The organism is Erwinia sp. TECH1 (assembly GCF_054057575.1).
In genome coordinates, this window is record NZ_JBSRZK010000001.1 from 1,321,286 (window position 1) to 1,336,314 (window position 15,029).

Below are 15,029 nucleotides of genomic sequence, written 5' to 3' on the forward strand. Positions count from 1 at the left end.
TGTGTTCACTTTTCCAGGATCCAGGAATTATCATGCATTGCCCGTTCTGTTCTGCTGTGGATACCAAAGTTATCGATTCCCGCCTTGTGGGGGAAGGAACCTCGGTGCGCCGTCGCCGTCAGTGCCTGGTGTGCCATGAACGCTTCACCACTTTTGAAGTGGCCGAGCTGGTGATGCCGCGCGTGGTGAAAAGCAATGATATCCGTGAGCCCTTCAATGAAGACAAGCTGTGCAGCGGCATCATGAAGGCGCTGGAGAAGCGGCCGGTCAGCTCGGACGACGTTGAAAACGCCGTCAGCCATATCAAAAGCAAGCTGCGCTCCACCGGCGAACGGGAAGTACCCAGCAAGATGATCGGCAATCTGGTGATGGACGAGCTGAAAAAGCTGGATAAGGTGGCCTATATTCGCTTCGCCTCGGTTTACCGCAGCTTTGAAGATATCCGCGAATTCGGCGAAGAGATCGCCCGCTTACAGGATTAAGGCATGGATGAAATCTATATGGCCCGCGCGCTTGAACTGGCCAGGCGCGGACGCTTTACCACAACGCCCAATCCGAACGTAGGCTGCGTTATTGTACGCGACGGGGAGATTGTCGGCGAAGGCTACCATTTTCGCGCAGGCGAACCCCATGCTGAAGTTCACGCTCTGCGTATGGCTGGCGAAAAGGCGCGCGGCGCGACGGCTTACGTCACGCTGGAGCCCTGTAGCCACCATGGCCGCACGCCGCCATGCTGCGAGGCGTTGATTGCCGCAGGCGTAGCCCGAGTCGTCGCCGCCATGCAGGATCCCAACCCGGAAGTGGCGGGGCGCGGCCTTTACCGCTTGCAGCAGGCCGGTATCGAGGTCAGCCACGGGCTGATGATGCAGGAAGCGGAAGCGCTGAATCGCGGCTTTCTGAAGCGGATGCGCACCGGCTTTCCCTGGGTGCAGCTGAAGCTGGGCGCGTCGCTGGATGGCCGTACGGCAATGGCAAGCGGCGAAAGCCAGTGGATCACCTCGCCAGAGGCGCGACGCGACGTGCAGCGCCTGCGGGCGCAAAGCGCCGCGATCCTGACCACCAGCGCGACGGTGCGGGCGGACGATCCCTCGCTGACCGTGCGCTGGGACGAGCTGAACCAGGACGTGCGCGCAATCTATGCGCAGCAGGATTTACGCCAGCCGGTCAGAGTGGTTATCGACAGCCACAATCGCGTTACGCCGCAGCATCGGCTGATTTCCCAGCCGGGGGAAACCTGGCTGGCGCGTCAGCAGCCCGACGGGCTAAGCTGGCCGGATAACGTGCAACAATTTTGCGTGCCGCGCCTCAATGGGCAAACCGATCTGGTTTCCCTGCTGATGCTGCTGGGACGCCGCCAGATCAACAGCGTCTGGGTAGAAGCAGGCGCTGCGCTTTCCGGTGCGCTGCTGAGCGCGGGCGTGGTTGATGAGCTGATCGTTTATCTTGCGCCGAAATTATTGGGCGATGCGGCACGCGGTTTGTGCCATCTGCCCGCTTTAGCACAACTTGCTGAAGCGCCGACGTTTATATTCAGCGATAGTCGTCAGGTTGGGCCAGATTTGCGCCTGACGCTGACGCCGCGATAGCGCTCTGCAGAAAAGCGGAAGCAGAGCGTTAAAGAGTGTGATAGAATCCGCCCCCCTGCGGGGCCATAACAAACCCTGAAAGGAAGATTATGAACGTTATTGAAGCTGCTGTTGCTACTCCTGACGCGCGCGTGGCCATTGTTATTGCGCGTTTCAACAATTTTATCAACGACAGCCTGCTGAGCGGTGCCCTTGATGCGCTGAAGCGTATCGGCCAGGTAAAAGATGAAAACATCACCGTTATCTGGGTGCCGGGCGCCTATGAAATGCCAATGACGGCGCGTGCGCTGGCGAACGCCGGCAAATACGACGCGGTTGTGGCACTGGGCACCGTGATCCGCGGTGGCACCGCCCACTTCGAATATGTTGCTGGCGAAGCCAGTTCTGGCCTGGCCAGCGTCGCTATGAACAGCGATATTCCGGTTGCCTTTGGTGTTCTGACGACGGAAAACATCGAGCAGGCCATTGAGCGCGCCGGAACCAAAGCGGGTAACAAAGGGGCGGAAGCCGCTCTGACCGCACTTGAAATGATTAACGTATTGAAAGCCATCAAAGCCTGATTTTAAGGGGAATTTTGTGAAACCTGCTGCTCGTCGCCGCGCCCGTGAATGTGCTGTCCAGGCGCTTTACTCCTGGCAGTTGTCAAAGAACGACATCTCTGATGTCGAATACCAGTTTCTGGCGGAGCAAGACGTCAAAGACGTTGATATCAGCTATTTCCGCGAGCTGCTGGGCGGCGTTGCGACCAACAGCGCGTACCTTGACGGCCTGATGAAGCCTTACCTTTCCCGCCAGCTGGAAGAGCTGGGTCAGGTGGAGAAGGCGATTCTGCGCATTTCGCTGTACGAGCTGAGCAAGCGCTCCGACGTTCCCTACAAAGTGGCTATTAACGAGGGGATTGAGCTGGCGAAAGTGTTTGGCGCTGAAGACAGCCACAAGTTCGTTAACGGCGTGCTGGATAAAGCCGCTCCGCATATCCGCCCCAACAAGAAGTAATCCTCTCAGGCCGGTCTTATCCGGCCTTCTTCCTTTTTTCTGCTGGAAAGCATTATGGCATGTGGCGAATTTGAACTTATCACGCGCTATTTTGATCGCATAACTAGCTCTCGTCGTGATGTGGAAAAAGGCATTGGCGATGACTGCGCCCTGCTTAACCTGCCCGAAAAACAGACGCTGGCGATCAGCACCGATACGCTGGTAGCGGGCGTACACTTTTTGCGTGACATCCATCCCGCCGATCTCGGTTATAAAGCGCTGGCGGTCAATCTCAGCGATTTGGCGGCAATGGGCGCCGATCCCGCCTGGCTGACGCTGGCGCTGACGCTGCCCGAGGTAAACGAAGCCTGGCTGAAAGAGTTCAGCGACAGCCTGTTCGAACTGCTGGATTATTACAATATGCAGCTGATCGGCGGCGATACCACGCGCGGCCCGCTGAGCATGACGCTAAGCATTCACGGCCTGGTGCCGCAGGGCAGGGCGTTGAAGCGGTCTGGCGCAAAGCCCGGCGACTGGATTTACGTTACCGGCACGCTGGGCGACAGCGCGGCAGGCCTGGCGCTGTTGCAGCACCATATCAAAATTAACGATCCCGCCGCGCATGAAGCCTTAATCAAAACGCCACTTGCGCCCGATGCCGCGCATTCTGCAAGGGCAGGCGCTGCGCGACCTGGCCAGCGCCGCTATCGATATCTCCGACGGGCTGATCTCCGATTTGGGGCATATCCTGAAAGCCAGCGGCTGCGGCGCTCGTCTGCATCTGGATGCGCTGCCGCTTTCTGGGGTGATGAAAAGCCATTTTGACCCGGAGCAGGCAATCAGCTGGGCGCTGAGCGGCGGTGAAGACTACGAACTCTGCTTTACCGTCCCGGAAATCAATCGCGGCGCGCTGGACGTGGCGCTGGGGCATTATGGCGTGCCTTTTACCTGTGTAGGCCAGCTGGCGCCGCAGTCAGAAGGGCTGGTACTGCTGGAAAACAACCGGCCCGTCGAGCGCAAAATGAAAGGATTTGATCACTTTGGATAAGCACGAGGCGAAAAAACGCCTGAAGATGAGCAATCCCTGGCACCTGCTGGCAACCGGTTTTGGCAGCGGATTAAGTCCGGTGGTGCCCGGCACCATGGGATCGCTGGCGGCTATTCCTTTCTGGTATCTGATGTCGTTTCTGCCGCCGGATATCTACTCTCTGCTGGTGATGTTCGGCATCTGCATCGGCGTTTATCTCTGCCATCGCACCGCGAAAGATATGGGCCTGCACGACCACGGCAGCATCGTCTGGGACGAGTTTATCGGTATGTGGATCACGCTGATGGCGATCCCGGTGAACAGCTGGCAGTGGGTGCTGGCCGGATTCGTGATTTTCCGCATCCTGGATATGTGGAAGCCGTGGCCGATCCGCTGGTTTGACCGCAACGTCCACGGCGGCATGGGCATTATGATAGATGATATTGTCGCCGGCATTATTTCCGCCGGTATTCTCTATTATGCCGGGCACCATCTGGCGCTGTAGCGAGCCGTGTAAAAAGAGAGGCCAGCATAGCTGGCCTGAGGTTGTTAACAAACTCATCCTTAACTAACAGGTCGCTTGCAGATTGGTGAAAAGCTGCAGAGGCAGATCGGAACACGGACACGCCGTAGATACGTCCCTGTAGGCTCGTTTGGCGCGTCCATGCGCCAAAACGGTCCGCTTATCCGCTCAGCCTCTGCCGCCGTGAAACAGCTGGATTGCTGTAAGAAACACCAGGATGCATCCGCTATTTAGGTTTGTAGCAGTCTGAGGCCAGCATAGCTGGCCTCTTTGCTTTATGCTTTAGTCCTGGCGCAACAGCGGCGCGGCTTATTCAAATCCCACCACGTGATGCGGCTGATAAACGCTTTCCAGTTCCGCGATCTCTTCCTGCGTCAGCTCAATATCCACTGCTTTTACCAGATCGGCCAGCTGCTCTGCGCGTGAAGCGCCGATAATCGGCGACGTGACCACCGGTTTTGCCAACAGCCATGCCAGCGCTATCTGCGCACGGCTCACACCGCGAGCTTCGGCAATAGCCGCCACGCGCTGCGCAATCGCGCCGTCGTTCTCTTCGCTTCTGGCATACAGCGTGCTGCCGTATTCGTCGGAAGCGGTGCGCGCGGTGGTTTCACCCCACGGACGGGTCAGGCGACCGCGCGCCAGCGGGCTCCACGGCAGCACGGCGATATTTTCTGCCTGGCAGAGCGGGTGCATTTCGCGCTCCTCCTCACGTTGGATCAGATTGTACTGATCCTGCATGCTGACAAACCTTGTCCAGCCGTGACGATCCGCCGTGTAGAGCGCCTTGGCGAACTGCCAGGCATACATAGAAGACGCGCCGATATAGCGCGCTTTCCCGGCCTTCACCACGTCGTGCAGCGCCTCCAGCGTCTCTTCCAGCGGCGTGTTGTAATCCCAGCGGTGGATCTGCAATAAATCCACGTAGTCGGTGCCCAGGCGCGTCAGACTGTCATCAATGGACTGCATAATGCTGGCGCGTGAAAGGCCGCCGGCAAGATTACTCATCGGAAAGTAAACTTTGGTCGCCAGCACGATATCTTCGCGGCGCGCGTAGTCTTTCAATGCACGTCCCACGATTTCTTCACTGCTGCCGTCGGAATAGCTGTTGGCGGTATCGAAGAAGTTAATGCCCGCGTCCAGCGCCTGTTTGATCAGCGGACGGCTGCTCTCTTCAGGCAGTGTCCAGGCGTGGCGGCCGCGTTGGGGTTCGCCATAGGTCATACAGCCCAGGCACAAACGGGAAACGGTGAGATCGGTATTGCCTAACGGAAGGGTTTTCATGCGTGCTCCTGCTGATGTTAAAAAGGCGCAAAGGCCTAAGCATAGCAGGTACAGGCTCCCCGGAAGGGGAGCCTCGTGCGGTATTACAGCGCCAGCCAGCGCTTAATCTGCTGTTCGATGCCTTCGGCGTCCAGCTGATAATCGTGGCGGATCTCTTCCTGGGTGCCCTGCGGAATAAACTCATCCGGCAGGCCGATATTCAGCACCGGCACCAGCACGCGTTTCGCCATCAGCGCTTCAATCACGCCGCTGCCCGCGCCGCCTTTAATCGCGCCTTCTTCCAGCGTGATCAGCGCCTCGTGGCTGGCGGCCAGCTCAACGATCAGCGCCTCGTCCAGCGGTTTCACAAAGCGCATATCCACCAGCGTGGCGTTCAGCGATTCCGCGACGGCGGCGGCTTCCGGCAGCAGCGTGCCGAAGTTCAGGATTGCCAGCTTCTCGCCTTCGCGTTTCACCACGCCTTTGCCCAGCGGCAGCGACTGCAACGGCTGCAGCTCCGCGCCGGTTCCGGTGCCGCGAGGATAGCGTACCGCGCTTGGGCCAGCGCTATAGTGATAGCCGGTATAGAGCATCTGACGGCATTCGTTCTCGTCGCTTGGCGTCATGATCACCATATTCGGAATGCAGCGCAGGAACGAGATATCAAAAGCGCCCTGGTGCGTCTGACCGTCCGCGCCAACGATGCCGCCGCGATCGATAGCAAACAGCACCGGCAGCTTCTGGATCGCTACGTCGTGGATCAGCTGATCGTAGGCGCGCTGCAAAAACGTCGAGTAAATGGCGACCACGGGCTTATAGCCGCCAATCGCCAGTCCGGCGGCAAAGGTGACGGCGTGCTGTTCGGCAATCGCCACGTCAAAATATTGCGCCGGATAGTCGCGCGAAAAGCTGACCATGCCGGAGCCTTCACGCATGGCAGGCGTAACGGCCATCAGCTTGTTGTCATCGGCGGCGGTTTCGCTCAGCCACTGGCCGAAAATCTTCGAGTAGCTCGGCAGACCTTCGATCGCTTTCGGCAGCAGGCCGCTGGCCGGATCGAATTTCGGTACGGCGTGCCAGCTGATCGGATCTTTCTCCGCCGGGGCGTAGCCTTTGCCTTTTTTGGTCATGATATGCAGGAACTGCGGGCCTTTCAGATCGCGCATGTTTTTCAGCGTCTGCACCAGCGTCAGCACGTCGTGGCCGTCGACCGGGCCAATATAGTTAAAGCCCAGCTCTTCAAACAGCGTGCCGGGCACCACCATACCTTTCAGATGCTCTTCGGTGCGTCTGACCAGCTCTTTGATCGGCGGCAGGCCGGTCAGCACTTTTTTGCCGCCTTCGCGCAGCTTCGAGTAGGTTTTACCGGAAAGGATTTGCGCCAGGCGGTTGTTCAGCGCGCCGACGTTTTCCGAAATCGACATCTCGTTGTCGTTCAGCACGACCAGCAGATCGGATTTGATATCGCCCGCGTGGTTCATCGCCTCGAACGCCATGCCCGCCGTGATGGCGCCGTCGCCGATCACGCAGGCGGTGCGGCGGCCTTTGCCTTCTTTCTCTGCGGCGACGGCCATGCCCAGTCCGGCGCTGATCGAGGTACTGGAGTGGCCGACGTTCAGCACGTCATATTCGCTTTCGTCGCGCCATGGGAACGGATGCAGGCCGTTTTTCTGACGGATAGTGCCAATACGATCGCGGCGGCCGGTCAGAATTTTATGCGGATAGGCCTGGTGACCCACGTCCCAAATCAAATGATCAAAAGGCGTGTTATAGACATAGTGCAGGGCAACGGTCAGCTCTACCACGCCCAGTCCGGAGGCAAAGTGGCCGCTGGAGCGGCTGACGCTGTCGAGTAAATACTGTCGTAGCTCATCACAGAGTTTTGGCAGGCTCTCTTTAGGAAGCGAACGTAGTTCTTGTACCGAAGCGGCCTGCGCCAGCGTTGGATATTTTGCAGTATCAAAACTCATCAGAGACTCATTGTGAAAGTTATTTATTGCGTTCAATTATGTAACTTGCAAGCAGCTGTAGTGATGCTGTGTCAAAGCCTTGCGCGGCAAGTATTTCCAGTGCGCTGAGCGACTCCTGACAGAGCTCCCACGCTTTTGCCCGCGCGCGCTCAAGTCCCATCAACGCCGGGTAGGTACTTTTTCCTAACTGCTGATCGGCTCCCTGCCGTTTGCCGATGATGGCGGTGTCGCCCACCACATCCAGAATATCGTCCTGCACCTGAAACGCCAGGCCGATGGCTTCGGCATAGCGATCGAGCGCGGGCAGCGCGTCGCGTCCTCTGTCGCCGGCGGTCAAAGCGCCCAGGCGAACCGCGCAACGGATCAGCGCGCCGGTTTTATAACGGTGAATTTGCTCAAGCTCGCGCAGACCGACCTGCTGGCCTTCCGCCGCCAGATCCAGCGCCTGGCCGCCGCACATGCCCGCAACGCCGCTGGCCTGCGCCAGCTCGGAAATCATCGCAATACGGTACTCTGCCGTTACGCCAGGCAAAGGCGTATCGGCAAGTATAGTGAAGGCCAGCGTTTGTAGCGCGTCACCGGCCAAAATAGCCGTATCTTCGCTGAATTTAATATGGCAGGTCGGCTGGCCGCGACGCAGGCTGTCATCGTCCATCGCAGGCAGATCGTCATGGATCAGCGAGTAGGCATGAATGCACTCGACCGCCGCAGCGGGCGCATCCAGCGCGGCATCGTCAGCATGAAGCATTTTGCCGGTAGCATACACCAGAAACGGGCGCAGGCGCTTGCCGCCGAGCAGCGCGCCGTACTCCATGGCATTCACCAGCGGAGACTGCTGAAAGGGCAGCGCGGTAATAAAGCGTTGTAAAGCCAGGTTGACGCGCGCGTGATGCGCGGTAAGAAGAGCGCTAAAATCCATCAGTCGTTTTCCGGCGTGAAGGGCTGAAGGTCGCCATTTTTGTCGTCGTTAAGCAGGATTTGCACACGCTGTTCCGCCTGCTGCAGTTTCTGCTGGCCCGCTCGCGCCAGCTGCACGCCGCGTTCAAATTCGTTGAGCGCCTCTTCCAGCGGCAGCTCGCCGCTTTCAAGACGGGAGACAATTTGCTCCAGCTGGGCAAGCGAGGTTTCAAAACTGGCGGGCTGTTCGGCTTTTTTCGGCATAATAACGGTTGCTCGGTGATGTTTTAGTCTGTCAGGTCACTCATGGTAGCCGACTCAAATTGATTAGCAAAATAATGATTCCGGGCGCTGTTGAAGAAGCAGTCGCCGGGCAGATGTGATACACTCATCTCCCCTGGATGTGAAGGGCGTAAGCTACTTTGCAATTCTCTGATTTTACCAGCTAAGTGCGCTCCATTTCAGCACTTAATTGCCCGTTGAGCCCGTGCCACCATGAAGTTTATCATTAAATTATTCCCTGAAATCACCATTAAAAGCCAGTCCGTTCGCCTGCGTTTTATCAAAATGTTAACGACGAACATTCGTAACGTATTGAAACAGTGCGACGAGACGCTGGCCGTGGTGCGCCACTGGGACCATATCGAAGTCCGTTCCAAAAACGAAAGCCAGCGCGGCTATATTATTGACGAACTGTCGCGCATTCCCGGTATTCATCACGTGCTGGAAGTCGAAGAGCGCGGCTATACCGATCTGCACAACATTTTTGAGCAGACGCTGGCGATGAACCGCGAGCGTATCGAAGGCAAAACCTTCTCCGTACGCGTCAAGCGTCGCGGCAAGCATGAGTTCAGCTCGCAGGACGTTGAGCGCTATGTAGGCGGCGGGCTGAATCAGCACGTCCAGAGCGCGCAGGTCAAGCTGAACCATCCGCAGGTCACGGTCAACCTGGAGATCGAAGACGATCGCCTGCTGCTGATCACCGGACGCTATGAAGGCATCGGCGGTTTCCCTATCGGCAGCCAGGAAGACGTGCTGTCGCTGATCTCCGGCGGCTTCGACTCCGGCGTGTCCAGCTATATGCTGATGCGTCGCGGCTGCCGCGTGCACTACTGCTTCTTTAACCTTGGCGGCGCGGCGCATGAAATCGGCGTGCGTCAGGTGGCGCATTATCTGTGGAACCGTTTTGGCCGCTCGCACAAGGTGCGCTTCGTGGCTATCAACTTCGAGCCGGTGGTTGGCGAGATTCTGGAAAAAGTGGACGACGGCCAGATGGGCGTGGTGCTGAAACGCATGATGGTGCGTGCGGCCTCGACTATCGCCGAGCGCTACGGCGTGCAGGCGCTGGTGACCGGCGAAGCGCTGGGCCAGGTCTCCAGCCAGACGCTGACTAACCTGCGGCTGATCGACAACGCTTCCGATACGCTGATCCTGCGCCCGCTGATTTCGCATGACAAAGAGCACATCATCAAGCTGGCGCGCCATATCGGCACGGAAGATTTTGCCCGCACCATGCCGGAGTATTGCGGCGTGATCTCGAAAAGCCCAACGGTAAAAGCGGTAAAGGCGAAAATCGAAGCGGAAGAGCAGAACTTTGATTTTGCCGTGCTGGAGAAAGCTATCGAAGAAGCCACCAATGTCGATATCCGTCAGATTGCGGAAGAGACCGAGCAGGAAGTGGTGGAAGTCGAAACCGTGGTGTCGTTTGGCGACAACGACGTGGTGCTGGATATCCGCTCGCCTGACGAGCAGGATGACAAGCCGCTGGAGCTGGAAGGCGTTGAGGTAAAAGGCATGCCGTTCTATAAACTCAGCACCCAGTTCGGCGATCTGGATCAGAGCAAAACCTGGCTGCTTTACTGCGATCGGGGCGTAATGAGCCGTTTGCAGGCGCTCTATTTACACGAGCAGGGCTTTAAAAACGTTAAGGTTTACCGTCCGTAAGCGGAAAGGTAAAAGGCGCTGGCTTCAGCGCCTTTTTTATCTCTTAACTCCGCTTTTGCTCGCAACAGGTTACCGGCTAAAGCGCTGGCCTGGCTGCTTCTCTGTCGCCAGCAGGCCTTTGCCCGTCAGCGACGCCGCTCAAACGGGTAGTCGCGCAGGCCGGATCTATTCCACCCATTCCCGATAGTCAAAAATACCCGCCGCCGGCACCAGCTGCTGCGCCACCTCATGCGCTTTCTCTTTACCTGCCAACAGATCGATCAGCTTCAGGGCAAAGTCGATCGCGGTGCCGGGCGCCTGGCTGGTGAGCAGATTGAAGCGGCGATCCCAAACCACACGTTTATCCATCCACTGGCTTTCGGGAATAGTCTCCTTCAGGCCGGGAAAGCCGGTCATATTGGCAATCGGAAACAGCTTATGCGGCACCAGCACCGTGCCGGCCGCTGCGCAGATCGCCGCGACAATACGGCCAGACTGGTGAAACTGCCGCACCGTTTCCACCAGCAGCGGGCTGTCGCGAAAGGCTTCCGCGCCTTTCAGGCCGCCGGGCAGCACGATAGCGGCAAAATCGTTGTCGGCTACCTCAACCAGCGTGGCATCGGTTAACAGCCGTACGCCGCGCGAACAGCGGATTTCTTTGCTGCCGTCATCCGTTACGCTAGCGGTAGTGACCGTGAAGCCCGCGCGCACCAGCAGATCGATAGTGGTAACGGCTTCGGTTTCTTCACTGCCAGGTGCCAGGCAAACCAGTACGCTCGCGCTCATAATCTTGTTCCTTACGCTTAATCATTTCATAAAGTCGGCTGTTTTCCGGCGTGGTCAGCCCCTGCGCCCGCGCACGACGGATAACGTAGCCGGTAATATAGTCAATCTCCGTACGCCGCTGCGCGCGGATATCCTGCAGCATGGAAGAGGTATTGGCGGCGGTCGCGATAATAATCTCTTTCACGTAGTCCAGCAGCGCCTCGCGAGAGGTATGTTCACCTTCACGCTCCATAACCATCGCCACTTCATCGCAGAGCAGGGCTACCTCCTGCGGATGGTTAAGCAGCTCGCCGTTGGTGCAGTCATACTGAACCGTCAGCGGATTGATCACGCAGTTTACGGCCAGCTTTTGCCAGGCGGCGGAGGAGACATTGTTATGCCAGGCGACGTCCGGCAGCGCCTGTTGCAACGTTTCTGCCAGCCTGCTGAGCATGGCGCCGTCCGGAGAAGTCGGGCCGATGTGGGTAATGCCGGAAGCAACATGGATAACCATGGTGCCGTCGCGCTTTGCCGCATGGGTCGTGATCCCGCGCAGCAGCGGCTGCGTGAGCATTTTAAGCTCGTCAAGCGTGCCCATGCCATTATGCAGCAGCAGGATCGGGCAGTCTTCACGCAGAATAAACCGCAAATTTTTTACCGCTTCGGATACCTGCCACGCTTTCAGCGTTACCAGCAGCAGGTCGCTTTCCGCTAAAAAAGCAGGGTCGTTGGCAATAAAGGTTTTGTTACTTATGTTGCCCTCAAGATCCACCACGTTGACCGAGCAATAAGGCTGCGGTACGCGTAGCCACCCCTGCACCTCATTGCCCTGAGCGTCCAGCGCAGCCAGCCAGATCTGCCCTAAAGCGCCGCATCCCAATACGGTAATCTTCATTCTTCCTCTCCGCAGCGGGTTGGATTAATTCTGCCGGGCCGAAGGCCGCGCTGGCAGAGCTGTTCTTATTATAGCTTTCCATGCCGATGGTTTTTTTACTGATGCTAAGTGGGTATTATGCCTGTCACAACAGAATCAGGAGAAAAAATCATGCCATCATTCGATATCGTATCTGAAATCGACCTGCAGGAAGTGCGCAACGCCGTTGAAAACGCCAACCGTGAAATTTCCACCCGCTTCGATTTTCGCAACGTGACGGCCAGTTATGAGCTGAACGAGAAAAACGAAACGATCAAGGTGCTGAGCGAGTCTGATTTTCAGGTGAAGCAGCTGGTCGATATTCTGCGCGAGAAACTGCTCAAGCGCAGCATTGAAGGCGGCGCGCTGGAAGTGCCGGAAGAGATTGAGCACAGCGGCAAAAGCTGGAGCGTGGAAGTCAAACTGAAAAAAGGCATCTCGTCTGACGTGGCGAAAAAAATCGTCAAGCTGATCAAAGACAGCAAGCTGAAAGTGCAGTCTCAGGTGCAGGGTGAAGAAGTGCGCGTGACCGGTAAGTCCCGTGACGATCTTCAGGGCGCGATGGCGCTGGTGCGCGGCGGCGACCTGGGGCAGCCTTTCCAGTTTAAAAACTTCCGCGATTAATGATAAAAGGGCGATGCATCGCCCTTTTATTCAGTTTTCCCCGCCTGAATTCCACCGCTTCCGCCAGACTTTGTCATCGTAAAGGCGTTATCACGGCATTACGCAGCGCGACAAAGAGGGGAGGGCGGGGAGCGAGGCCGGAAATAATGGGGCGACAGGCCCCATTAACAGATAATCAGCAGCTGCCGACCAGCGCTTCCAGCTCGGGGCGATTGGTGACTTTGCTGTCAATCTTCACGTAGGCGCTTCGCTCTTCCGGCACGATAAAGACGGCGGCGACGCCAGGCTGCGCCCTCAGGCGTTTTTCCAGCGCGGCGGTGTCGGTAATATCATCGTGCAGCACGATACGCAGGCTGCTGACGTACGGCGGCTCCTGCATGGTGCAGCTCACCAGCAGCCAGACTACGGCGATAAAAGCGCCGACCACAAAGACGGTGGAGGCATCGAAGTGGCCATACAGCCAGCCGCCCAGGCTACCGCCGATCGCCACGCCAATAAACTGGCTGGTGGAGTAGACGCCCATCGCGGTGCCCTTATAGCCCGGTGGCGATTCTTTACTGACCAGCGAAGGCAAAATCGCCTCCATCAGGTTAAAGCCGATAAAGAACAGCTGCACGCCTAAGACCTGCGTCCAGAAGTGGTTGCCCGCGCCCCAGAGCACGATTTCTGCGATCAGGATAATCGCCACGCAGGCGATAAATACCCGCTTCATCTGGCGCTTCACTTCCGCATAGATAATAAACGGGATCACGCCGCAGAAAGCGATCAGCATGGTGACCAGATAGACTTTCCAGTGCTGCTCCGCCGGGAAGCCAGCCTGCTCGAACTCGCCGGGCAGCGCCACGAAGCTGGACATCAGCAGAATATGCAGGCACATAATGCCGAAGTTCAGCTTGACCAGGCGGCTGTTGGCCAGCACCGCGCGGAAGCTGCCCTTAACAATGCCGGATTCGCGGTTAAGCATATGGTTAGAGGCAGAAGGCACCACCAGCAGCGTGATCACAATGCCGCTGGACGCCAGCAGCGCAATCATCCAGAACAGCGCATGCAGACCAAGCGCATGGGTCACAATCGGCCCAAGCACCATCGCAATCGCAAAGGTAACGCCGAAGCTGATACCGATAAAGGCCATTGCTTTGGTGCGGTTCTGCTCGCGCGTCAGGTCGGAAAGCAGAGCCATTACCGCCGCCGCAATCGCGCCGGAACCCTGTAAAGCGCGGCCCAGGATCACACCCCAAATAGAGTTGGTGCTGGCGGCAATCACGCTGCCGAGCACGAAAATCAGTAGTCCGCCGACAATCAGCGGCTTGCGGCCGATACGGTCGGAAAGCAGACCAAAAGGAATTTGAAACACGGCCTGTGCCAAACCGTAGATGCCGATAGCAAGACCTATCAGCGCTTCGCTGGCTCCCTGTAATGCCATGCCGTAAGTGGTCAGGACGGGCAGAACCATAAACATGCCCAGCATACGCAGGGAGAATACCGTTCCCAAACCCCATGTCGCACGCAGTTCGACCGGAGTCATTTTATTATCGTTCATTACTACCTCAGTTTATCTGGTGAGCATATTTTAAGGCGTTGGGAAAGGTGGGTAAAATTATTATTAACGAGAAGTGGTAACAAAAAGAAAGGGCGCGATAATCGCGCCCTTCGGAGGAGGTGGAAGTTACCAGACGTAAGTCAGTAAATCCTTTGAGGCCGGCGTCATAAAGTCAACCGACATCATCACGCTTAGCGCGGTGATGGCGACGATGGAGAAAACGAACAGCTTGCGTGCCCAGACGCGATCGTTCTGCGTCTTATAGCCCGAAAGCGCCATTCCCAGCCACCATACGCTCACGGCGGCGGCGACCACCAGATATTTGTAGCCCGCGTAGCCCACCAGCGTCAGCATCAGTGTCGCAACCATAAACGCCAGGATATACAGCGTGATATGGTTTTTCGCCACGGAGATGCCTTTTACCACCGGCAGAACCGGGATATTCGCTGCCTGGTAATCTTTAAAGCGGAAGATAGCAATCGCATAGGAATGCGGCATCTGCCACAGGCTAAAGATAGCCAGCAGGATCAGCGCGCCAGCGTCGAACTGGTTGCTGACGGCACAGTAGCCGATAACCGGCGGCGCAGCGCCGGAAAGGCTACCAATCAGCGTGCCGTAGACGGATTTACGCTTCATATAGAGGCTGTAAATACCGACGTAAACCACAAAGCCCATCACCGCCAGCCACATGGCCAGCGGGTTTGCTCCGAGATACAGCAACGCGAATCCAGCAATACCCAGAACGGTTGCATAAACCAGAGAGACTGTCGGAGAAATGAGGCCTTTTACCAGCACACGGTTTCTGGTTCTCTCCATTTTTACGTCGATGTCGCGGTCAATAAAGTTGTTATAAACACAACCCGATGCGACCACCAGCGAGACGCCGACTAAGGTGGTGAGAAACAGGGAATAGTCGATGCTGCCTTTAGAAGCCAGCAGAAATCCCCCGATGACAGAAATTAAATTCCCGAAAATAATTCCTGGTTTCGTTACTTGCAGGTATTGCTTAATCATCACAGGCGA

General features: G+C 57.2%; 15 protein-coding genes and 1 pseudogene. 8 read left to right on the forward strand and 8 right to left on the reverse strand.

Annotation, left to right across the window (positions count from 1 at the left end):
- The first annotated feature begins 32 nt into the window (after nucleotides 1–32).
- From nrdR to pgpA, 6 genes and pseudogenes are all read left to right on the forward strand, one after another.
- Nucleotides 33–482, forward strand: a complete 450-nt coding sequence (nrdR, locus tag ACVWZ0_RS06105; protein WP_125288405.1) for a transcriptional regulator NrdR — start codon at nucleotides 33–35, stop codon at nucleotides 480–482.
- Between the two features lie 3 nt (nucleotides 483–485).
- A complete protein-coding gene (gene ribD / locus ACVWZ0_RS06110) occupies nucleotides 486–1,586 on the forward strand; it encodes a bifunctional diaminohydroxyphosphoribosylaminopyrimidine deaminase/5-amino-6-(5-phosphoribosylamino)uracil reductase RibD (RefSeq protein WP_253455074.1) in 1,101 nt (366 codons plus the stop codon).
- Nucleotides 1,587–1,675: 89 nt separating this feature from the next.
- A complete protein-coding gene (gene ribH, locus ACVWZ0_RS06115) occupies nucleotides 1,676–2,146 on the forward strand; it encodes a 6,7-dimethyl-8-ribityllumazine synthase (protein ID WP_125288407.1) in 471 nt (156 codons plus the stop codon).
- A 16-nt stretch (nucleotides 2,147–2,162) separates the two neighbouring features.
- Complete coding sequence (gene nusB / locus ACVWZ0_RS06120) at nucleotides 2,163–2,582, forward strand: transcription antitermination factor NusB (RefSeq protein WP_125288408.1); 420 nt, start codon at nucleotides 2,163–2,165, stop codon at nucleotides 2,580–2,582.
- A gap of 54 nt (nucleotides 2,583–2,636) precedes the next feature.
- Nucleotides 2,637–3,609: pseudogene (gene thiL / locus ACVWZ0_RS06125) on the forward strand (thiamine-phosphate kinase).
- A complete protein-coding gene (gene pgpA, locus ACVWZ0_RS06130) occupies nucleotides 3,593–4,093 on the forward strand; it encodes a phosphatidylglycerophosphatase A (protein ID WP_253455072.1) in 501 nt (166 codons plus the stop codon). The pseudogene thiL and the gene pgpA overlap by 17 nt, the downstream one beginning before the upstream one ends.
- Nucleotides 4,094–4,420: 327 nt before the next feature.
- Here pgpA and ACVWZ0_RS06135 read toward each other — a convergent pair whose 3' ends face one another.
- The 4 genes from ACVWZ0_RS06135 to xseB form a co-directional block, all read right to left on the reverse strand.
- The gene (locus tag ACVWZ0_RS06135; RefSeq protein ID WP_253455071.1) at nucleotides 4,421–5,395 is read right to left on the reverse strand and encodes an aldo/keto reductase; all 975 of its coding nucleotides are present in this window, start codon (nucleotides 5,393–5,395) and stop codon (nucleotides 4,421–4,423) included.
- 83 nt (nucleotides 5,396–5,478) lie between these two features.
- Complete coding sequence (gene dxs, locus ACVWZ0_RS06140) at nucleotides 5,479–7,344, reverse strand: 1-deoxy-D-xylulose-5-phosphate synthase (protein ID WP_253455070.1); 1,866 nt, start codon at nucleotides 7,342–7,344, stop codon at nucleotides 5,479–5,481.
- Between the two features lie 19 nt (nucleotides 7,345–7,363).
- Nucleotides 7,364–8,263 carry a (2E,6E)-farnesyl diphosphate synthase gene (ispA, locus tag ACVWZ0_RS06145; protein ID WP_253455069.1) on the reverse strand — a complete coding sequence of 300 codons (900 nt, stop codon included), beginning with the start codon at nucleotides 8,261–8,263 and terminating at the stop codon, nucleotides 7,364–7,366.
- Nucleotides 8,263–8,505, reverse strand: coding sequence for an exodeoxyribonuclease VII small subunit (gene xseB / locus ACVWZ0_RS06150; RefSeq protein ID WP_125288415.1), 243 nt, complete (start codon nucleotides 8,503–8,505; stop codon nucleotides 8,263–8,265). Before xseB ends, ispA begins: the two co-directional genes overlap by 1 nt.
- Nucleotides 8,506–8,736: 231 nt before the next feature.
- Here xseB and thiI point away from each other — a divergent pair, with 231 nt between their 5' ends.
- Nucleotides 8,737–10,185 (forward strand): tRNA uracil 4-sulfurtransferase ThiI, encoded by a 1,449-nt coding sequence (thiI, locus tag ACVWZ0_RS06155; RefSeq protein WP_125288416.1) that lies wholly within the window; start codon nucleotides 8,737–8,739, stop codon nucleotides 10,183–10,185.
- A 165-nt stretch (nucleotides 10,186–10,350) separates the two neighbouring features.
- Here thiI and yajL read toward each other — a convergent pair whose 3' ends face one another.
- On the reverse strand, nucleotides 10,351–10,950 hold the full coding sequence (gene yajL / locus ACVWZ0_RS06160; RefSeq protein WP_253455067.1) for a protein deglycase YajL: 600 nt from the start codon (nucleotides 10,948–10,950) through the stop codon (nucleotides 10,351–10,353).
- Nucleotides 10,910–11,824 (reverse strand): 2-dehydropantoate 2-reductase, encoded by a 915-nt coding sequence (panE, locus tag ACVWZ0_RS06165; protein WP_253455066.1) that lies wholly within the window; start codon nucleotides 11,822–11,824, stop codon nucleotides 10,910–10,912. The genes yajL and panE overlap by 41 nt, the downstream gene beginning before the upstream one ends.
- A gap of 150 nt (nucleotides 11,825–11,974) precedes the next feature.
- Between panE and ACVWZ0_RS06170 the strand changes: the two genes are divergently transcribed.
- Nucleotides 11,975–12,466 carry a YajQ family cyclic di-GMP-binding protein gene (locus ACVWZ0_RS06170; RefSeq protein WP_253455064.1) on the forward strand — a complete coding sequence of 164 codons (492 nt, stop codon included), beginning with the start codon at nucleotides 11,975–11,977 and terminating at the stop codon, nucleotides 12,464–12,466.
- 175 nt (nucleotides 12,467–12,641) lie between these two features.
- Here ACVWZ0_RS06170 and ACVWZ0_RS06175 read toward each other — a convergent pair whose 3' ends face one another.
- A complete protein-coding gene (locus ACVWZ0_RS06175) occupies nucleotides 12,642–14,006 on the reverse strand; it encodes an MFS transporter (protein WP_253455063.1) in 1,365 nt (454 codons plus the stop codon).
- Nucleotides 14,007–14,132: 126 nt separating this feature from the next.
- Nucleotides 14,133–15,020 carry a heme o synthase gene (cyoE, locus tag ACVWZ0_RS06180; protein WP_125288628.1) on the reverse strand — a complete coding sequence of 296 codons (888 nt, stop codon included), beginning with the start codon at nucleotides 15,018–15,020 and terminating at the stop codon, nucleotides 14,133–14,135.
- Nucleotides 15,021–15,029: the final 9 nt, after the last annotated feature.